A 20257-nucleotide genomic window follows, 5' to 3' on the forward strand; every position below is an offset into this window, starting at 1 on the left:
TTTCTTCTATCATATCGAAAACGCTTACAGCTTTCCAGAGGGAAATGACGAAATTTTTCGCCTAGGTCATTTCCTTGCACGGATAATCAGGAAAAAATAGTTGGGCTAGCTGCTCCATATCACTTGGCAGTGGCTCCTCCCAGCTCATCGCAAGACCGCTACGCGGATGAACAAAGGATAGCCCCCATGCATGCAAAGCTTGTCGGCCGATATGCTCCCGTTCTCCCCCGTACAGATCATCTCCGGCTAGTGGGTGCCCTTCACTGCTCATATGTACGCGAATCTGATGCGTTCGCCCCGTCTCCAGCTTTACCTCGACAAAACTCATTCCTTCCCCTCGGGCAAGCACACGATAATGGGTAACAGCTGTCTGCCCATCCGGTCTTACCTGTCTGGTGATAAACGAATTTTCCGCAAGACCAATCGGCGCATCAATCGTACCTTCGTCTGACTCCACGATCCCTTGAACGATAGCTCGATAGGTCCGCTGCAACGTCCTGATCTGCTGCATTCGACTGAATTGTTCATGTGCCCATTGATTTTTCGCCACGATCATCAAACCTGATGTATCTTTATCCAAACGGTTCACCGCCCGGAACTTTCTGTGCTCGCCACGTTTTTTCCAATACGCGATCATCCCATTTGCCAAGGTTCCACTGGGATGATTTCCTGTCGGATGAACGACCAATCCCGCTGGCTTTGCGATGACCATCAAATCCTCGTCCTCGTAACGGATGGAGAGCGGCATGTCCTCTGGGGCAACGGTCTCTTCCGCCTCTTCTTCAACCATGACTGCTATTTTGTCGCCGGCTTGCAATTTTTCGTTCACAAAAACGAGGACGCCATTCCGAGTAATGGAGCCTTTAAACTTGGCACGTATGAGCAAGCGGCGTGATACACCATAACGCTTTTGCAGTACTTCTCGCACAGTTTGCCCTGCATCTGCCTCATCAACCGTGAAGCTTATTAATTCTTCTAGCATGTTGTCTCTCCTTTAAGTCTTCCCTCCCCCTCAGTATAGCAAAAAACGATCATGGCTGTTTGGCCATAACCGTCTGATATGCTGATCCGATGCTGTCCTTTACTTCGATGACAAATGCATGCCCTGCATCACCTTGCGCCCACTGACCGCGAACGTCAAACAAATACCAACCTGGCTGTTCGGGCGCCTTCCACTGATTGCCGTTCTCTATTACTTGCTCCACTTCTTTCATGCCGTTCCATTGGGTGACCTTGAGCGTATTTGTAGTTGGCTGCTGGGCAAAAGTGATGGTCATCGTGGCCCCTGGCCTTACTTGCAGTGGGGCAGGCTTATGCTCTGCGACAAGTTCCGGTGGTGCCGCCATATCTTTGCAGATCGACTCGTTATTATAGCTCCAGCAGGAAGATGCAGGCACCGTCACAGCTGTTTTTCCGCTCCATTCAATGACTGGCTGTGGTGGTTCTGCAAGCTGCGAAGTCCCTTGCGCAGACGATCCGTTCCCACACCCTGTCAGTAACAGTGTCGCTATCAGAAATAGTTGGCCAATCCATCCTACCTTTTTCATCCAATCACCTCAAACCTATGACGCGAGAAAAAGGGGATTCGTTTCATACGATTCAGCTCAGACGAAAAGTGCCCTATGATTGCCAAACACTAGTTGGGATCGAAAAAGAAGTAGAGACCTCTTTCAGATAGTCATCGAGCTGTTCTGCCGGATGATAGATCGGTTTGCCATGGCACACTTCCAAATGGCGTGGTTGCAATTGGCGGACGATCAAACTGCTTTTGAGTGCTTGCGCCATATCCGCCGTAAACATCGGCATGGGACGATGCAATCTGCCGCGTTTGGAAGTAAACAAGTCTCCCGCCAAAAGCACTCCGTCCTTTTCGTGATAATACACCACATGCCCTGGAGAATGACCAGGTGTCAGATAAGGTTGCAGTCCGCCAATTGGAGCTACATTCCCTTCGGCATCCTCTGGCAAAGACTGAGCTAGGCCAGGCTGGACGTTTACTTCCAGCTTTTTACGACGAGGATACAGCTCTTTCCCTTCCATATACGGAATCTCGATTCGATGGGCAAAGACTGGTACGGATTCTGCCGCCGCTATTTTTTTAACGGCCCCCACATGATCCGAATGACCATGCGTCAGCAAAATTCGTTTGAGTGGTCCTGCATTCAGCTGCTTGATAAAAGCCATAATCCGTTTCGTCATAAATGGCATCCCCGCATCGACAAGCGTAACGCCATCCTCCTCCCTGACAATCCAAACCCGCAAAGGAATCAACAACCACGCTTTGATACACCAAATGTTCGCCGAGATTTGCTCCACTCTGATCATTCTCTGGTCACTCCCTGTTCATTATTTTTTGACTTCCTGCTAGAAAAACTTCCACGGATAGAGCAAATGTAGGGGCTAGCCTTTCCATCAAGCTGTCCAATGGTTCTTCGGAATGTGTATACGTACCGACGATGCCATGCAGCGTGTAGAAATAAACTCGTGCATAGGCAAGCGTTTTTTCTTCCTCTATCTCAGTTGGCAAGCAATGTCTCACAGCCTGCCTCAACAAACCAAACAATTGATTGCGCAGCGATTGCAATTCTTTTTCCGGTTCCTCTACATCGATCCGAGAGGCATTGATCATGAAGAATAACGTATACATCGTTCGATTGCGCAAGCAAAAGTGGATAAACTGACTGCTGATTTCACGCAGGATCTCTTCTGGTGTTCGTCCTTGTTTGGACAGTGTTTCTTCCATTTGTAGCGCCAAGCTTTGCAACGGTTCCTTGGACAGATGATGAAGCAGTGCTTCTTTGTCCTTGAAATAAATGTAGAGGGTTGTATGGGAACATCCGGCTGCTTTGGCGATTTCCCTGATGGATACCGTATCAAAGCCTCGGGTAGCGAAAAGGTCTGCTGCTGCCGTCAAAATCGCCCGTTTCGTTTCTTCTGAGCGTATTTCTTGTTTGCTTGCCATGCTTGATAGTCAACTCCTTACTTCTCGAAAAAAATTAGTAACCATCGGTTAGTAACCATTGGTTATAATATAACCACTGGTTACTAAATCCGTCAAGACTATTTTTTCCACTTGCTGCAAATAAAAAAACTCCCTTTCCGTCACATGGACAAAAAGGGAGCTTACTTATGAAAATTGCTTACTTCGCAGCTTGTGCAGCAGCAATCGCAGCTTCGTAGTTTGGATGCTCACCAGCAGCAGCCACATACTCAGCGTGTACAACCTTGTCGTTTGCATCGATTACGAATACAGCACGAGCCAAGAGACGGAACTCTTTGATCGCTACGCCATAAGCTGTACCGAAGGACAGGTCTTTGTGGTCAGATACTGTTTTCACTTTGTCGATGCCAGCAGCACCGCACCAGCGGTTTTGCGCGAATGGCAGGTCAACGGAAACAGTCAGCACAGTTACGCCTTCCAATTTCGCAGCCTCTTCGTTGAAACGGCGAGTTTGTGCATCGCACACGCCAGTGTCAATAGAAGGGATTACGGAGATGATGCGAACAGTGCCTTTGGAATCTTCCAAAGTTACAGGGGACAGATCGCCACCTACTACAGTAAAGTTAGGAGCAGTATCTCCTACTTTGATTTCAGGACCGAGCAGTGTTACAGGACCACCTTTGAATACAAATGCGCCTTGACGCTCAACAGCAGTTGTCATGATTTCTTCCTCCTCACCAAATCTTTCATATGTACCTCAATATCATACCCTATCATTCACTTTTTTTCACTATGCCAATAGTAGAAATTACAGATTCACTTGCACTTTTCCGCTTCGCTTGGCTTGTACCTCGGCGATTCGCTTCACTTCATGCTCATACTCCCAATCCGTTTTCGCATTCAGCTCATGACAGCGCATCAGCGCGTGATAGAGGGCAAAAGCGAAAGTAACCTGCTTCATTTCGTACCGCGTTCCATGTGCTTTCGGCAATGCTGTGTTGATAATTTCAATTTGATACGTGGCTTTTCCCCGCTTGTCCCTGACTGGCACGATATACCCCATACGCTTTAAGACATGGCCGTAATCGAATTCTCCCTCATCGTCAAAATCAATGGTGTCGTCCGATGTTGCCAAATACTCCAGCAAGGTCCCCATATCCAGCGTTTCGAAGCAAGCAGGCTGTGGCATGGACAAAACTGAGCCGTCATTGTTTACAAAATAAATGTGGTCGCGATAATGAAAGATCAGTTCATCTTCTGGAACTTCGTCGGGAAACATCCAGTGATTTTGCGGAATCAGGTAACGCCAGATTTGTGCAGGTTCACTATGGAGTAATTCCATGGCAGGGCTCCCTCCTTTTCCCTACCAGTTTTGGCAAAACTAGCACTGGCTATTCAGACTGCTCTTGCATGTAGCGTCGCCAATTCCCATGCAAAATGTGCACTCCTGTTTGCTTGACCAGGTCTTGATCCAAATAACGATATACGTAGACGTTCACGACCTGACCTGTTCCTTCCACGGTCGCTGGCACGATGATCCGTTCATATTCATTGCACGGATCACCCTCGCCATAGTACGTCTCCAGCTCGTCAAGTCCAGCTAGTGCTTGCTCGTACACGTCAGGGGCAAACGTGACGATCTCCCCCACGATCCCCTGCTCTCCTTTCAGCAATCCCGGATAGCCTGCTGGCAAATGATAGATGTCACCTTGAATCATCGCAGGTGTTGCCTCATGCTGATACGGTTTTACATAATTCCTATAATTACCAAAGCCCGTCAAAAGTGTGCCGTACACAAATACAGGCAGCTTGTCGTACTGATTGCTCATGTTCATCCATCCTCCTGTGATCGAAAAAAGGGTGTCTTGTGTCGAGAAAATTTTGTATATTTGTTCTATATATAATTTTAATACGTCTTTTTTTCCGAGACGTAAGGGGGAGAGAATAATGAAAAAGAGAAAAATCAATCGCCTACTGGTAGCAAACCGCGGTGAGATCGCCATTCGGATCTTTCGTGCAGCAACGGAACTCGGCATACGTACGGTAGCCGTGTACTCCGAGCAAGACAACGTTTCTATCCATCGCTTCAAGGCTGACGAGTCTTACTTGGTCGGAGCGGGTAAAGGGCCTATTGAGGCTTACCTCGATATCGAAAGTATCATCGAAATAGCCAAGCGCAACGATATCGATGCCATTCACCCAGGCTATGGATTTCTTGCTGAAAACGCTGATTTTGCAAAGCGTTGCCAAGAGGAAGGCATCATTTTCATTGGACCATCCCCTGAGCTGATCGACAAATTCGGGGACAAGGTAGAAGCACGTCGTCTTGCGATTGAAGCGGAAATCCCAGTGATTCCTGGCACTCCGGAGCCCATCGAAACACTTCAAGAGGCACTTCTCTTTGCCAAAGAATACGGCTACCCCATCATTATTAAAGGTGTATCTGGCGGCGGAGGCCGTGGCATGCGTATCGTCCGCAGTCAGGAGGAATTGCAAGATTCGTTAGATCGCGCACGTTCCGAGGCCCGCTCTTCCTTTGGCAATGCTAAGGTGTATCTGGAGCGATACTTAGAACAGCCCAAACACATCGAGGTCCAAATTCTCGGAGACAACTACGGAAACATCGTCCATCTGTATGAGCGCGATTGCTCTGTTCAACGGCGCCATCAAAAAGTGGTCGAAGTGGCACCGAGCCTATCGTTGAATGACAAACTGCGTGAAGAAATTTGCCAGGCTGCTCTCACTCTTATGCAAAAAGCCGGTTATTCGAACGCTGGTACTGTCGAGTTTTTGTTAACGCCGGACAAGCGTTTTTATTTTATAGAAGTCAATCCTCGCATTCAAGTAGAGCATACCATCACAGAGCTCATCACTGGAATCGACATTGTTCAGTCACAGATTCGCGTAGCTGAGGGTCATGCGCTCTCCGGTGAGGAGATTGGCATCAGTGCGCAAAGTGATATCCAGATGAGTGGTTTTGCCATCCAGTGCCGTGTCACAACAGAAGACGCTGAAAACAACTTCCTGCCAGATGCCGGCCGCTTGTCCGCCTGGCGTTCTGGTGGCGGCTTCGGCGTAAGGCTGGACGGCGGCAATGGTTATCCAGGCGCGATCATTACACCGTTTTATGACTCGCTTCTGGTCAAAATCTCCACGTATGGCGCGAGCTTTGACCAAGCCGCTCGCAAAATGCTCCGCACATTGCGTGAGTTCCGTATTCGTGGCGTGAAAACGAACCTGCCGTTTTTGGAAAATGTCGTGACACATCCTGATTTTTTGAGTGGCAACTACGATACGTCGTTTATTGATACCAAACCAGAGCTGTTCATCTTCCCTGGCCGTCAGGACCGGGGTACCAAATTACTATCTTATATCGGAGACACGATTGTCAACGGATATCCTGGTCTCCAGAAATCGGAGAAAAAGCCGCACTTCGACTCACCTCGCATCCCGCGGACACCATTTGCTCAGCCATATCCGGACGGGACGAAGCAAATTCTGGATAAGGAAGGTGCCGACGGTCTGGTACGCTGGATTCAGGCACAGAAGCATGTGCTTGTTACAGACACGACATTCCGCGATGCCCACCAGTCTTTGTTTGCTACGCGTGTGCGCACCTACGATCTCGCCTCCATTGCAGAAGCGACAGGCAAGCTCGGTTCTGGGCTCTTCTCGCTGGAGATGTGGGGCGGTGCCACTTTTGACACGACGATGCGCTTTTTGCAGGAATCTCCCTGGGAACGACTGCAAATTCTCCGCCAACGCATACCGAATGTCCTGTTCCAAATGCTTTTGCGCGGAGCAAATGGCGTAGGCTACACCAATTACCCGGATAATGTGATCCACGCCTTCGTTAAAGCCTCTGCGGAAAATGGCGTTGATGTCTTTCGGATCTTTGACAGCCTGAACTGGCTTCCCGGAATGCAAACAGCCATTGAAGCCGTACGTGAATCTGGCAAGGTAGCCGAAGCAGCGATTTGCTACACCGGAGATATTCTGGACCCGACCAAGACCAAATACAGCTTGGCCTACTACGTCAATCTGGCTAAAGAATTGGAAAAAGCAGGTGCCCACATTCTCGCGATCAAGGATATGGCAGGTCTTTTGAAGCCGTATGCTGCTTATTCGCTCGTCTCTGCTTTAAAACAAGAAATCAGCATTCCGATCCATTTGCATACTCACGATACGTCAGGAAACGCTGGTGCTATGCTTCTGAAAGCAATCGAAGCAGGCGTGGATATCGTCGATGCTTGCGTCAGCTCCATGTCTGGACTCACTTCCCAGCCAAGCTTGAACGGGTTGATCGCGAGCCTAGCCCATACGGAGCGTGAGACTGGCTTGTCTCTTGAATCGTTCAACAAGCTGTCGGATTACTGGGAGGATGTACGTCCGTACTACCAAGGCTTTGAAAGTGGCATGAAGGCGAGCAACACTGAGGTGTACGTTCACGAAATGCCTGGCGGACAATACACCAATCTGGAGCAACAAGCCAAAGCGGTTGGTCTGGAAGGTCGTTGGGACGAAGTGAAACACATGTATGCTGTCGTCAATCAAATGTGTGGTGACATTGTAAAAGTGACCCCGTCATCCAAGGTAGTCGGTGATATGGCATTGTTCATGGTCCAAAACAACTTGAATGAGGAAAACATTTGGGAGAAAGGCACACGCCTCGACTTTCCGGATTCGGTCATTCAATTTTTCCAAGGGTATCTTGGCCAACCGCCGGGAGGGTTCCCGAAGGAGTTGCAAGAGCTCGTGCTAAAAGGTCGCGATGCCTTTACTGCACGTCCTGGCGAATTGCTCGCGCCTATTGACTTTACGCAAGTTACGGCTGAGTTGGAAGCCAAAATCGGACGTGAGCTCAGTCAGCTAGACGTCCTGTCCTATATCATGTATCCGCAAGTCTATTTGCAATTTGAACAACGCCTGAAGGAATACGGAGACCTGTCGGTATTGGATACCGGAACGTTTTTCTACGGATTGCGTCCGGGTGAGGAAACCGCCATTACGATCGAGCGCGGTAAAACGCTGATTATCAAGCTGGTCGCAGTTGGCGAGCTTCATCCAGATGGCAGACGCATCATCTATTTTGAACTGAACGGACAGCCACGTGAAATCTTCATCCGTGACCAATCCGCAAAAGTCTCTGAACTGATCCGCCGAAAAGCAGAAGCCCAAAACCCTGGCCACCTCGGTGCCTCTATGCCTGGAAAAGTGCTCAAGGTGCTTGTAGCAGAAGGTGACAAGGTGCGTAAAGGCGAGCATCTTTTGGTGAGTGAAGCGATGAAAATGGAGACGACGATTCAAGCCCCACTCGACGGAAAAATTAAAGCCGTCTACGTGAAAGCAGGCGAAGCCATTCAAACTGGCGATCTGCTCATTGAAATGGAGTAGGCATCGTCTATAATAGGAGATAGTAAATTGTTCCTGGGGATTCATTCCATTTGCTTTTAAGGAGGTGACCGACATGAAAACGAATCGAGTCAGCCATGTTCCATTTACGCAGCGGGTAGGCCGCTATCGTACCCATATGCTTCAGGCAAAATTAAGCACGCCGGTCAATCCAATCTTCCGTTATAATTTGCAGCCGTTCTACACTCGTCAGCAGCAATGGACAACAGAGCTTTCCGATTCCTTATCGCGTCTCTACCGGTTTTCCTCCGATTTGGAGAAGAGTGCTCGGGAATTTATAGCCGCGGGTAAAGATAGCGAAGCTGGACCTGACATGGAGCTATTCCATGAGCGAACACACTCGTTAGTAAGTAAATACAATCACCTGCAGCTATTTCTTACGGAAAAGGCAGATACCTTGACGGCGCAAAAGCTGGATGCATTCGCTCAAGTGGCAAAAGACGCAGAGGAAAAACTCCAAATGTTTGGAATCAAGCTGTTACCAGATGGACAACTGGAAATGGACGATGAGAAATGGCTGGAGGCCGTACAGACCCACTATGTGGACTATACAAATACAATGGAGCGAGTAGCCCAAGCATTCAGAGCAGGTACATTGGGATTGCAAAGCAAGCCCCTCGGCTCCTTTTCACGGTACTACGAGGAAGCGATGGCTCTCCATCCTTATATCGCCTCCTCCAGCTCGAGCCTTCATTATCAGCATGTTGCGAAAACAGGCTTGTATGTAAACGAACGCTGGTAATGTCATACGCTTACTACTGAAAAAACAGGTATGCCCCTTTTGTGGAGCATACCTGTTTTGTGCTTGCCTTACTTTCGATCCATCAGGTCTTCCAAATCTTGTTCTTCTGCTCTGGCAATTATCGTATTGGAATAAACAGTGGGTTCATCCGATTTGGTAAACATCCCCTGAACTTTATCCACGATTTGCGGAACAGAATCCAAAATCCGGTCATAGAGATGGGTCGTATTTTCAAGCGGAATCGAGCGAATTCCTTGTTTGCCAACGACCAAAAAAGCTACAGGTGTGATGGAGACACCGCCCCCACTACCCCCGCCAAACGGGTGACCAGCATGTTCATGCTGTTGATTGTGTTGGTGCCCATTATGCTGGTGATCGTATTGAAACTCACTACCCCCTGCTGCGAAACCAAATCCTACCTTGGAGATCGGAAGAATGACACTACCGTCAGGTGTCTCAACCGGATCACCTATGATTGTATTCACGTCCACCATTTGCTTGAGATTTTCCATCGCTGTTCTCATCAGGCCTTGAATCGGGTGGTCTGCCATATTTGTCGCTCCTCCTTCCTGTCTGTGTCATGTTTTATCATTCCCCCAACAAATCCGGAGCATGTACCCTACACAAGGGAATAAATATGCGGGCTCCAACCTTTGTCATTAGGCACGCGTAGGCGCAGCTTGCCATTTTCGTTGTTTACTTTTTCGAATCCGCAGAATTACTTTTAGCGCATAGAAAACGAAGTGACCCAGACTAAAATGTAACACCGCTTGAACTTTCGTATGTAGAAGGGCTTGGTTCCAGACAGGCTGTACACTCATGGCAGGCATCGTCTGTAAAGAGATGGAGTGAGAGAGAATCCCGACAATCAGACTTTTCACTCCCCAGATTAGTCCTGTCAGCGCCCCTGTTTCCGCTGCCTGACCTGTGCCCAACAACGTATGCCATTCTAACTTCGTACAGCGAATTTGTTTGAACAGGTCTTTTAGCAAAGGCAGCAAATCACGCACTCTTTCCAGCACGTCACGATAATTTCGATACCATACCTTCACTTGTCTCCGCGTAAAATCTTTGACCTTTTCCCGAAGCTTGCTTCCTTGCTGGATCGTTTCCACCTTTGCGACAAGCTCAGGCCCAGTTTCTGTCATTTTCAAGAGGAGAATGGGAATTTCGTATTTCCTGCGAATGATACCCCAAGCTGCAATCGTAATTTCCAATTGATCATTATCGCCCTCGCGACTGTAAAAACACGTCAATTGTATTGGCGTAATCGCTAGTAGGACAAATAAACCAAACAATGCTAGCAACACCCATACCATGAAAAAATCCCACCCCTTCCACGTTAGTATGAGTGGAAAGAGCAGGAAATATGTTCAGCATTTTTATTAATCAAGTACGTATACTTTGACGCCTTTTTGCAAGCCATGATTTTCAGCTTCGTTCAACGTCGGAAGATACAGATCCACATGGCGTTGCTTTACCGCACCACCGATATCAGCTGCCACTGCATAGCCGTAGCCATCGATGTACAAGTGCGTACCAAGCGGGATGACATTTGGATCAACCGCTACTACACCTTCGCGCAGTGGATACTCCAGATACGACAGGATTTTGTCGTTCGGGTAGCTGTAAGCAGTCGTCTGTACCGTTAATTCCTGGCGAAAAGGTGTTCCGTTTGCGAGAGCTTTTGTCGTTCTCGGCTTATCCGGAAGCAAGTGAAGGGCCGCGTATGTGGCTGCTTCGGCTCTCGTCATATACTTGTTCGGCTTTAATGTACCGTCCCCATAGGAACTCATTAACCCGTTTTGCATGGCGTAAACGAGTGGGCGTTGCTCTTTCTCTTTCACGTTGTTCCCATCCGGGTATTGGTTCAATGTCTGGATCGTCGTAGACCACTTCAGGTTATTGACTACCCCGCTGTCCCCCATTGTTCTTACCAGGATAGAGGCGAGCTCTGCTCTTTTTACTGGGGCATCCGGATGTAAAAACAGGTGATTCCCCTGCTTCTGCCCATGGACAATTCCCAGTCGATAGGCCGTCTCTGCATAAGGCGACAGCCAGCTGTTTCCCGGTACGTCCGCAAAGGATGATTGCTTGTTGCCAAGAGGTTCAATTCCTTTCGCATTCACAAACATCGTGAGCAGTTCACCCAATGTCACATTGTCATCAGGTCGAAAATATTCGTTTTGACCAATTACGTCCGCTATGTAAAGTTGATTGATTTCTTGTTCTGCCCAATGGCCGCTAATGTCTACATAAGGTGTTTCGTTCATTTTCGTTGTTTCTGCCTCGACAACTGGTGTACCTATTAGCAAAAAGGCTGCCAGCGAGGCAAGGATCATCCGTTTCTTCATCATCAACCTCCATGGGGAAATATGCGATTCCTTTCGTACCATTTTATCGAACTATTTTGTAAAAACAACGAACAATAGTTTCCAGTCAAAAGGAAAGCCCTCGAACAGCATCATGACGAATACTGTTTCAAGGGCTGCATGAGCAATGGTTAAATGGCAAAAATGTGTTTGCCGATCTTTTTCACTTGTGTACGTGACCAAATCCACTTGGAGGTCGCCGTAACAGGGTTAAAGTAGTAAATAGAATTGTTTGTCGGGTCCCATCCTCGTACGGCATCCCAAGCTGCCTGATAAGCAGTCTTGTTAGGAGTCATCCAGAATTGTCCATCATCTACAGCGGTAAACGCTAATGGCTCAAAGATGACACCGGCAAGTGTATTGGGAAAGTTTTTGGACTGGACACGGTTCAACGCGACCGCAGCCACAGCTACTTGGCCCTCATAAGGTTCTCCGCGTGCTTCGGAATAGACCAGCTGCGCCAGCATCTGCATTTCCGCTTTATTTACCGACACTTTCTTTAGAACGCGCCATGTATTTGGTCCAGTGATACCGTCAATCGATAAGCCGTATGCTTTTTGAAACTGTCTGACGGCCTTTGTTGTATTCGCACCGTAAATGCCATCCAATTTGCCGTTGTAGTAACCCAGCATCTGCAAACGATACTGCAGATCCCATACATCCCCGTTCACACTTCCGCGCTGAATCTGTATGGCTGCCAGGGAGTCGGCCGGGAAAATACACGCTACAGCCATAAAGGCAGCAAGCAAGGTTAATACTGCTTTCTTGCTCCACCACATAAATTGTTCCCTCCTTTACCCAACCCATTCTACAAGTTGGCGAAAGTAGGTTCAATTCAAGTATTTTGGCACAAGTGGCAATATGTACCTGCCATTATCCTTTTGGCCGGAACATGACTGCTGTGATAAATCCGAAGACGATGGCAGCCGAAATCCCCGCACTCGTCACTTCAAAAATGCCGGTAATAATGCCAATGACTCCATGCTTCTCGGCCTCCGCCATTGCACCGTGTACCAGTGCATTTCCAAAGCTCGTGATGGGTACTGTCGCTCCTGCTCCGGCAAAATGAACCAGTGGCTCGTATAGACCGAGTCCGTCTAGCACTGCTCCAGTGACAACAAGAGAGGACATCGTATGGGCAGGTGTGAGCTTGACGACATCCATGAGAAATTGACCGATTAAGCAAATCGTTCCTCCTACGAGAAACGCCCACAAAAACATCATGGTATCACTCTCCAAGTTGCTCCGACTCAATAGCCACGGCATGGGCGATGCAAGGAATGCTTTCTCCCTGCTGGAAGGTCAACGGGGATAAGAGGGCTCCTGTGGCAACCAGCAAGATTCGCTTCCATTCTCCTTGCTTCATCCGCCGAAGTAGATGCCCGTACGTCACTGTAGCGATACAGCCACATCCGCTACCACCCGACCATACATTTGGATTTTCACCATAAATGAGCTTCCCGCAATCGACATAGCGCTCTAAGGGAATGTGCATGTGATGCTTGGGCAACAGATCAGATAAAATGGCATGGCCCGTTCGTCCTAAATCGCCTGTTACAATCAAATCATAATGGTCGTGAGGGAGCTGAAAGTCACGGAAATGCGACTCAATCGTGGATAATGCGGCAGGCGCCATCGCTGCTCCCATATTGAATGGATCTGTTAATCCCATATCGACTACATGCCCGATGGTGGCTCCCGTAATCCGCAATCCCTTACCCTGACTGGCTACAACAGCAGCCCCTGCTCCCGTCACGGTCCATTGTGCCGTTGGGGGCTTTTGTGAGCCGTACTCCGTTGGATAGCGATATTGCTTTTCCGCAGCCCCATTGTGACTGGAGGTAGCAGCCAAGACGTACTCGGCAGCTTGACTATTCACCATGAGAGCAGCCAAGGCCAAGCCCTCCATCGCTGTTGAACACGCTCCGAAAATCCCCAGAAACGGAATCGAAAGCGTCCGGGCCGAAAAGCTGGCAGATATGATCTGGTTCATTAAATCCCCGGCAAGCATAAAGTTTATTTGCTCTTTCGTGAGCCCCGCTTTCTCCACCGCTTTCGAGCACGCTTCTTCCAGCAGGACTTTCTCCGCCTTTTCCCAGCTGTCTTGTCCGAGATTCAAGTCTCCGTGCAAGATATCAAAGTCTTCGGCTAACGGTCCCTTAGCTTCAAAAGGCCCACCAATCGCAGCGTGCCCGAGAATGACAGGTTTTAAAGGAAAGACCCAAGACTGATGACCTTGGCGCATCCGTCAGCCTCCCATCGTAAACAATGTTTTGATCAAGCCAACGACGAAAGCCGCCGCCACTCCAAACACAATCACTGACCCCGCGAGCTTGAACATGTTACCGCCGACCCCCAGCACAAATCCTTCGCTGCGATGCTCGATCGCCGCTGATGCAATCGAGTTGGCAAAACCCGTAACCGGCACACTCGTTCCTGCCCCAGCCCATTGGGCAATCCGGTCATATAGTCCTAGACCGGTCAAAAGAGCCGAAAGAATGATCAAGACAGCTACTGTAGGATTCCCAGCGGTTTTCTCCGTAAAATGGAAGTAGTGAATGAACATTTCTTGTATCCCTTGTCCGATCATACAAATGCCGCCACCCACTAAAAATGCCCGAGTAAAATTGCGCAAAAGCGGTCGCGGAGGCTCGTGTCCCTTTGCCAATTCCTGATATTCTTGCTGGACGGGAGTCAGCTTTTTCTTTTTTTGATCTGCCATGTTACTTACTCCTTTTTACCGTATCATGAACGGTTTTACTTGATCGATAATCTGTTGTAGCTGTTCCGAATCGGTTTGGTAGGTACGCTTCATTTGTTCATTTTTTGTATTGAGTGCAAACAGCTCCAGATCCGCCTGACATTTTTTCAATGTAGCAAAAGCCAGCTTCATCGCTTGGGCACCTGGAACCATCAATTTATCGTCATACAGGTCGAGATAGAGCTCTCCACCTTTGTCTACTTGGCCGAGGAAAACATTTTCCAAAGCCACTCCCGCTTTTTGCAGCTCCGTGCGAACCCATCTGCGATTCAGACCTGCTGTTGCCAGCGGCTCGTCCATGATCACCCCATCCATAATGACCACTTGATTCTCTTCCGCAGGAGCTACTGTCAATTCAAGGTGTTTGGGGGTTACCGGCTGACTCTCTGATTTTAATAAGACACTGACTTCCCCGCTTGTCTCCATTAACGCAAACTCTACATCAGCTACTCGGAACACGTTTTTGATTCGTAATTGTTCCATCAAGTCTTCCGCAGTCAATCGTTCCTTTTTCAGATTGTCCTCCAAAATCTTGCCTTCTTTGATGAGAACTGTTGATTTCCCTTCAAATAGGTCGCGGAGAAACTTGCTCTTGAGTGATAGCCACTCCATTAAATAAGGGAAAAGCGCAAAAATCCCCATGCCGATCAAACTATGATAGATCGGTCCATCCATTTCGGTTGCCATGAAGGCCGCAATCGAACCGATGCTGATGCCGACAATGTATTCGATGTATGTAAGTTGCTTGATTTGCCTTTTCCCAATAATCTTCGTCAATAAAAATAAGTACGCAACTGCGCCAATGGAACGCAGCGTAATATTTAACCAGTCAGGCATAAGCCACCTCCATCACCTGAGGTGATTTTTATAGGTAGTAAAACCAAGAGAGAGGAAGTCCCTCTCCCTTTCCCTACACTTCCACTAGAATCCCTTAAACTGTGGTTCTTCCTTTTCCAGCTCCGTTACACGCTGCTGGAGGTTGTCTACGATGGATTGTGTCTGCTCTGCTGCTTGCGAATACAATTGCTTCGCTTTCTTGTTTTGCGTGCTAAGAGCAAACGTTTCAAAATCTGCTTGTGCGCCTTTCAAGCTGGCAAGCGTCTGTTTTACTTGTGCTCCTACTGTCATATCCACTCACCTCCTAACACATATAGAATCCGCCTCCACCCAATATTTATGCGGTGGTCTCCCCCATTTTCATCTGTAAATAATTTCCTTTTTCTTAGAAAAATAAAAAGAGAGACACCATAGGTGCCTCCCTTCATCCAGCTTATTAGATTAGCCACGTCCAGCCAGTTGTTGCTCAGCAAAGGAGACAAGACGTTTTGTAATCTCTCCTCCAACTGAACCGTTTTGACGGGAAGTGGTGTCTGGTCCAAGCTGAACACCGAATTCGGATGCGATTTCGTATTTCAGTTGGTCCAGCGCTTGGTTTGCTTGAGGAACCACCAGATTGTTACTGGATCTGTTGTTGTTCGCCATTTGTATCACCTCCTCGTCGTTTGTAAGTTTAATATGCGTGAAGTTTTGCTTGTTCATTCGTTCTTTTTTTCTTCCAATTTTAGTCTGTTAATTGAAGCAGAGCATGGGCTATTCGATGAGCTGCTTCTGGTCGCCCCAGCTTGTCCAAACATCCTACAAAAGCATCCCTTTTTTCAGGCTGACGCCATGACCTGATGATTTCTTTGATTTCGACCGGCGTTTCAGCCAAGATCGCCACTTGTTGCTCGAGTAAAAAGGAACAGTTATGCTTTTCTTGTCCAGGTAATGGGTGGAATAAAATGAGCGGTGTCTTAAGAGCAAGTGACTCCGCGCACGAAATGCCACCTGGCTTCGTTATATAGGCGTCAGCTGCTCCAATCCACTGCCACATTTGCGGCTCAAACCCTTTCAATATAAAACGATGGTCAGTGCTCTTTGTACCTAATAAGCCCGCCAGTCGTCTGTACAGGCTTGTATTCTTCCCTGTCACGACTACTATCTGCAATGGTTGCTCTTCCAACAGCAACTCTCGTACGACCTGCTCCACTCCACCATAACCGCCTTCTCCCCCACCAATCAGCACAGTGAATTGATCTGGCACGAGTCCCAGTTGTTTTTTCCAAGCCGCTTTGTCGGTATGCAACGCTGTAGTAAAAGCAGGCCGAACTGGAATGCCATAAACATGGATTTTTTCAGGGCCAATCCCGTAGCGTTCGATTAGAATTTGCGCAATTTGCTCATGTGCCACCATGTACGCATCAATTGCTGGATGAACCCAAAACCGATTAATATGGAAGTCCGTGGGCACACAAACGAGCTGGAAAGGCTTGGACACCCTTTTCTTCGCTTCTGCCAATGCGGACAAGCAATATGCATGCGTAGCGATGACGACATCTGGCTTCTCTTCTTGCAACAGTTGATTGGTTAATCTTGCGGATAGCCACCATCCCAGTGCTTTGGTTAATGCACTGCCCAGCATTTCTTCCTGTTCATAGATGCGTTGCCACACGGGTTGACCGTAGCGCAGCATATTGCGATAAAAAAAATGAGAGAGCACACGTAAGCCTGGACTGGCGGTTTTCAATCCTCCCACCACTCGCGCCGATCGTGCCCCCTCACTTTCCAGTAAAACTTCTTGCAGAGCTTCAGCAGCCATCCGATGACCACTCCCTGCCCATTCCTCTGTCACTAACAGAAACCGCTTTGCCATTAGTAGGACTCTCCTAGAGGCTGCTTGCCCTCCGCATATCGATTGAGTAAAAATTCCTTGGACATATAAACACGCTTTAGGGGCATTTCATGATTCCATGATTGCAATCGCCGCTTTCCATTGGGATGCACGATTCTTAGCATGAGGCGCAAGTACCATCGCTTGTACCGAAAAAACCAAGTCATGGGCACATCAGAAATCGAGAAGCCCAAAGGTGTTACCCCTTTATGTAGCATGGTCGTTCCCACTATCCCTTTTATTTGATCTTTATTTTCCATCGAATCCAGGAACGTGGCTAGCTTTGGCAGTGATTGGAGGATAAGTCTTCGCAAAAGAAGTGCCAAGCGCAGTTCATCCTTCACTCCTTTGCACAGTGTAGCAAAGTAATAATTGTGTATATGTAGCTTTAGGATCAAATCCCCGTCATGAATGATGCAGTGATCGGTAGTTACGAGTGGCTCTCCCCGATAGCGTAATACAACAACCCGAAAAATATTGTTCCCTTTCTCAATATAGGTAAGTCTGGTGCAACGCTGGTAGATTTCATCCCAGTATCCCCATAGCATCAAGAGGCTTGTATTCATTTCGAAATAGTTCCTTTCCCGCTATGTTTTCATTCAGCTGGATGTGACCACTTACATTTTCGCAAAACGGCCATGACCTTTGTTGTAGTATGCCCAACAATGTACAATCCTCATCACCTTTTCACGTCCTTTTCATCCGCCCCCAAAACATGACCACTAATGCAGCAAATACGGGCAACCACATATGATTGAGGAGCAAAGGATTCACCCACTTCCAGACATATGGATCCTGGAGACACATATCCACTGCCGTAAAGGTAAGAATTCCTCCGCCAATGATGACCATACTGGGAAAACGATTCATCAAGCGGGCAATCCATACACTTCCCCACATTAATAATGGGATGCTCATCGCTAACCCCAGCAAAACTAACCATAAATCGCCATGTGCTGCTCCACCAACTGCCAAAACATTGTCTAAACTCATGACAAAATCTGCTACTATAATGGTCCTGACCGCCTGACCAATTGTCTGATTATGCGATACGTCTGCGAACTCTTCATTCTCACCTAGCATCAACTTACACGCTATCCATAGCAATAATAATCCCCCGATTGCCTTCACGAGAGGAATATCCAACATCCAAGTAGTCATTCCCGTTAGCACAATTCGCAAGAGGATTGCTCCCAATGTCCCATATAGAATTGCCCGTTTTCTCTCATTTTGAGGGAGTCCGCGGCAGGCCATACCTATGACCACAGCATTGTCACTGCTTAATACCAGATCGATCATAAAGATGTGTAGAAGACCCAGCCAAAAATACTCGCCCATCCCTGCCTCCCTGGTCCAATAAAGTTCGTCCATTCTACTTTATGCGACTGGAATCGGACTCATGATTGAATATTTTTCCGAAAAAAGGCGGTTTTCAGCGGATTTTGTAGATAAAAACTTCCGAAAAAAATACATTTTATTGCGAAATCAGGATAATTATACCTTGTCTAAATTAGGCATTTTCCCTTACGATTTTAGTGGGGTGGATAAGAGATGGTGGAGACTGTGACGCTAAACCTTTATAACGTTTCAAGGAAGATTTTAGACTTAACACCAAGCATCACCACAATATGGCTGCAAGAAATTGTTCGCAGCATGGAAATTCCTGTAACCATTCCTCGCGATTTTGCAGAAAAACGAACAGTGCTCTTGGCTCGCTATCTGGTTGAGGATGTAGATCATGACATGCAGACTTGGGCATTAGATATGGGAGAATGGCTTCGTTCTCAGGAATTCCCCTTCTCCTCCATTTTGCGCACATATCAATTGTACCGGAATGTATTCTGGCGGGTTCTCCAACCAGAATTACAGAGATGGTCCCTCTCCTCACAAGAAATGCACTATTTGGAAAGCCAACTGGGCAAGGCCATGGATGAAAGTGTCTTCTGGGCTGTTTATCATTTTGAACAAATGATAAATAAAGAGCTGGTCCAGAAGGAAGAAACGATCTCCTATTTGCATAACGACAAACTGACCATGCTCGGAAAAATTGCCGCCAATATGGCTCATGAGCTGCGTAATCCGTTGTGTGCCATTGAAGGGTTCCTGAAGCTGATCGGCGAGTCTACGCAGGAACAGGCCCAGCTTCAGACGTACATTCAAGTCGTCATGCATGAATTTGAGAATTTACATCGGCAACTGACCGGATTCCTCAGCTTTTCCAAAAAACCAATTCTCGATGAAATTTTTAAAACCGTTCAAGTAGAAGAACTGCTTGAAGAAGTAGAGATGCTGATTACGCCTCGCCTCGTGGGAGAAAACATACGTTTTGAAAAACAAATCCACCCCTGCTCACTCGCATGTTATGAAGAAGGCTTGAAGCAAGTTGTCGTCAATCTATTAAACAATGCCATTGACGCCGTACAAAATCGTACAGACAAGTATATTCATGTCATTTCCACTTCTTCAGATGGATGGCTCTATTTGAGTGTGGAAAACAACGGCGAAAGGATTCCACCCGAGATCGTAGAAAATCTTTTCCAACCATTCTTTACGACTAAACAAAATGGGACAGGTATCGGCTTGTCCATCTGCAAAAATATTATTGAAAAGCATCAAGGCACGATCCATTGTGATTCCAATGAAAAACGCACACGCTTTATCGTTTCTCTGCCGATTGCGAATGCTCAGGAAGTTGGTCCACGAATGGAAGCTCTCTAAGGTCGCATTCTTTTGTCTCACGCAAAAAAGCCCCCTGACAAGGCAGGAGGCAAGGCAAGAGATCCGTTACCAATTTCATCGGTAAGCGATCTTAGTTTTACTGTACACGAAAACATATGTTTCTACCATAGAAAACGTCAGACAGCTTTCGACAAAAATTTATACCTGTATTGAACAAAGGCTTATCTATTCAACGATTGGATAAGCCTTCATACTTTTGCCTCAAGTAAAAATAGTCCTGCTTTCCTAGACGCAAAAAAACAGAGAACCTATTGGCTCTCTGCTTTATGTATGGAGCGGGTGATGGGAATCGAACCCACGCGACCAGCTTGGAAGGCTGGAGTTCTACCATTGAACTACACCCGCATCAAAATAAATGCTGGTGCCGAGGACCGGACTTGAACCGGTACGGGAGAAACTCCCGACAGATTTTAAGTCTGTTGCGTCTGCCCATTCCGCCACCCCGGCAAACCTGTAAAACGTGGGCAAATCATGGTCGGGAAGACAGGATTCGAACCTGCGACCCCTTGGTCCCAAGCCAAGTACTCTACCAAGCTGAGCTACTTCCCGACATTATATTTTCTTCACTTTTGTAGTAAAG

Annotated in this window: 23 protein-coding genes and 3 tRNA genes; 3 read left to right on the forward strand and 23 right to left on the reverse strand. The window is 47.6% G+C overall.

Going from position 1 to position 20257, the window contains the following annotated elements; translation table 11 throughout:
• Positions 1-61: 61 nt before the first annotated feature.
• The 7 genes from HPY27_RS04880 to HPY27_RS04910 all read right to left on the reverse strand — a co-directional run bounded on the left by HPY27_RS04880 (position 62) and on the right by HPY27_RS04910 (position 4770).
• Positions 62-982 (reverse strand): RluA family pseudouridine synthase, encoded by a 921-nt coding sequence (locus HPY27_RS04880; RefSeq protein WP_174224447.1) that lies wholly within the window; start codon positions 980-982, stop codon positions 62-64.
• Positions 983-1031: 49 nt separating this feature from the next.
• Entirely contained in the window at positions 1032-1547 is a 516-nt protein-coding gene (locus HPY27_RS04885) for a hypothetical protein (protein WP_017250380.1), read from the reverse strand.
• Positions 1548-1620: 73 nt separating this feature from the next.
• Positions 1621-2325 carry an MBL fold metallo-hydrolase gene (locus HPY27_RS04890; protein WP_069851467.1) on the reverse strand — a complete coding sequence of 235 codons (705 nt, stop codon included), beginning with the start codon at positions 2323-2325 and terminating at the stop codon, positions 1621-1623.
• A 7-nt stretch (positions 2326-2332) separates the two neighbouring features.
• Entirely contained in the window at positions 2333-2962 is a 630-nt protein-coding gene (locus HPY27_RS04895) for a TetR/AcrR family transcriptional regulator (RefSeq protein WP_174224448.1), read from the reverse strand.
• A gap of 178 nt (positions 2963-3140) precedes the next feature.
• Entirely contained in the window at positions 3141-3662 is a 522-nt protein-coding gene (gene tpx / locus HPY27_RS04900) for a thiol peroxidase (protein WP_007717107.1), read from the reverse strand.
• Positions 3663-3749: 87 nt separating this feature from the next.
• Entirely contained in the window at positions 3750-4283 is a 534-nt protein-coding gene (locus tag HPY27_RS04905; protein ID WP_017250383.1) for a hypothetical protein, read from the reverse strand.
• Positions 4284-4332: 49 nt separating this feature from the next.
• Entirely contained in the window at positions 4333-4770 is a 438-nt protein-coding gene (locus HPY27_RS04910; RefSeq protein WP_371813445.1) for a gamma-glutamylcyclotransferase family protein, read from the reverse strand.
• Between the two features lie 118 nt (positions 4771-4888).
• Here HPY27_RS04910 and pyc point away from each other — a divergent pair, with 118 nt between their 5' ends.
• Together pyc and HPY27_RS04920 are read left to right on the forward strand one after the other, a co-directional pair.
• Positions 4889-8335, forward strand: coding sequence for a pyruvate carboxylase (pyc, locus tag HPY27_RS04915; protein WP_174224450.1), 3447 nt, complete (start codon positions 4889-4891; stop codon positions 8333-8335).
• Positions 8336-8408: 73 nt separating this feature from the next.
• Positions 8409-9095: a hypothetical protein gene (locus HPY27_RS04920; protein WP_017250386.1), complete on the forward strand. Its 687-nt coding sequence runs from the start codon at positions 8409-8411 to the stop codon at positions 9093-9095.
• A gap of 68 nt (positions 9096-9163) precedes the next feature.
• On the opposite strand, the gene ytfJ is transcribed toward HPY27_RS04920, so the two are convergent.
• The 13 genes from ytfJ to HPY27_RS04985 all read right to left on the reverse strand — a co-directional run bounded on the left by ytfJ (position 9164) and on the right by HPY27_RS04985 (position 18276).
• On the reverse strand, positions 9164-9646 hold the full coding sequence (gene ytfJ, locus HPY27_RS04925; RefSeq protein WP_069851476.1) for a GerW family sporulation protein: 483 nt from the start codon (positions 9644-9646) through the stop codon (positions 9164-9166).
• Between the two features lie 108 nt (positions 9647-9754).
• Complete coding sequence (locus tag HPY27_RS04930; RefSeq protein WP_173622307.1) at positions 9755-10414, reverse strand: DUF2953 domain-containing protein; 660 nt, start codon at positions 10412-10414, stop codon at positions 9755-9757.
• A 66-nt stretch (positions 10415-10480) separates the two neighbouring features.
• On the reverse strand, positions 10481-11452 hold the full coding sequence (locus tag HPY27_RS04935; protein WP_238144496.1) for an S-layer homology domain-containing protein: 972 nt from the start codon (positions 11450-11452) through the stop codon (positions 10481-10483).
• Positions 11453-11598: 146 nt separating this feature from the next.
• Complete coding sequence (gene sleB / locus HPY27_RS04940; RefSeq protein ID WP_174224451.1) at positions 11599-12246, reverse strand: spore cortex-lytic enzyme; 648 nt, start codon at positions 12244-12246, stop codon at positions 11599-11601.
• 94 nt (positions 12247-12340) lie between these two features.
• On the reverse strand, positions 12341-12691 hold the full coding sequence (gene spoVAE, locus HPY27_RS04945) for a stage V sporulation protein AE (RefSeq protein WP_017250391.1): 351 nt from the start codon (positions 12689-12691) through the stop codon (positions 12341-12343).
• Between the two features lie 4 nt (positions 12692-12695).
• Positions 12696-13712 carry a stage V sporulation protein AD gene (gene spoVAD / locus HPY27_RS04950; protein WP_173622308.1) on the reverse strand — a complete coding sequence of 339 codons (1017 nt, stop codon included), beginning with the start codon at positions 13710-13712 and terminating at the stop codon, positions 12696-12698.
• Positions 13713-13715: 3 nt separating this feature from the next.
• The gene (gene spoVAC, locus HPY27_RS04955; protein WP_017250393.1) at positions 13716-14189 is read right to left on the reverse strand and encodes a stage V sporulation protein AC; all 474 of its coding nucleotides are present in this window, start codon (positions 14187-14189) and stop codon (positions 13716-13718) included.
• A gap of 15 nt (positions 14190-14204) precedes the next feature.
• The gene (locus HPY27_RS04960; RefSeq protein ID WP_017250394.1) at positions 14205-15065 is read right to left on the reverse strand and encodes a DUF421 domain-containing protein; all 861 of its coding nucleotides are present in this window, start codon (positions 15063-15065) and stop codon (positions 14205-14207) included.
• Positions 15066-15149: 84 nt separating this feature from the next.
• Positions 15150-15356, reverse strand: coding sequence for a DUF1657 domain-containing protein (locus tag HPY27_RS04965; protein ID WP_007717150.1), 207 nt, complete (start codon positions 15354-15356; stop codon positions 15150-15152).
• 150 nt (positions 15357-15506) lie between these two features.
• Entirely contained in the window at positions 15507-15710 is a 204-nt protein-coding gene (locus HPY27_RS04970) for an alpha/beta-type small acid-soluble spore protein (RefSeq protein WP_007717155.1), read from the reverse strand.
• A 79-nt stretch (positions 15711-15789) separates the two neighbouring features.
• Positions 15790-16920, reverse strand: a complete 1131-nt coding sequence (locus tag HPY27_RS04975) for an MGDG synthase family glycosyltransferase (protein ID WP_017250395.1) — start codon at positions 16918-16920, stop codon at positions 15790-15792.
• Positions 16920-17504: a YkoP family protein gene (locus tag HPY27_RS04980; protein ID WP_017250396.1), complete on the reverse strand. Its 585-nt coding sequence runs from the start codon at positions 17502-17504 to the stop codon at positions 16920-16922. The genes HPY27_RS04975 and HPY27_RS04980 overlap by 1 nt, the downstream gene beginning before the upstream one ends.
• A 121-nt stretch (positions 17505-17625) precedes the next feature.
• On the reverse strand, positions 17626-18276 hold the full coding sequence (locus HPY27_RS04985) for a TerC family protein (protein ID WP_017250397.1): 651 nt from the start codon (positions 18274-18276) through the stop codon (positions 17626-17628).
• Between the two features lie 213 nt (positions 18277-18489).
• Between HPY27_RS04985 and HPY27_RS04990 the strand changes: the two genes are divergently transcribed.
• Entirely contained in the window at positions 18490-19656 is a 1167-nt protein-coding gene (locus tag HPY27_RS04990; protein WP_017250398.1) for a sensor histidine kinase, read from the forward strand.
• A 292-nt stretch (positions 19657-19948) separates the two neighbouring features.
• Here HPY27_RS04990 and HPY27_RS04995 read toward each other — a convergent pair.
• The 3 genes from HPY27_RS04995 to HPY27_RS05005 form a co-directional block, all read right to left on the reverse strand.
• Positions 19949-20022 (reverse strand) — tRNA-Gly (locus HPY27_RS04995).
• Positions 20023-20036: 14 nt separating this feature from the next.
• Positions 20037-20124, reverse strand: a tRNA-Leu gene (locus tag HPY27_RS05000).
• Between the two features lie 25 nt (positions 20125-20149).
• A tRNA-Pro gene (locus tag HPY27_RS05005) sits at positions 20150-20226 on the reverse strand.
• Positions 20227-20257 lie beyond the last annotated feature (31 nt).

This window comes from Brevibacillus sp. HB1.1 (genome assembly GCF_013332445.1).
GTDB classification, from domain to species: Bacteria; Bacillota; Bacilli; order Brevibacillales; family Brevibacillaceae; genus Brevibacillus; species Brevibacillus porteri.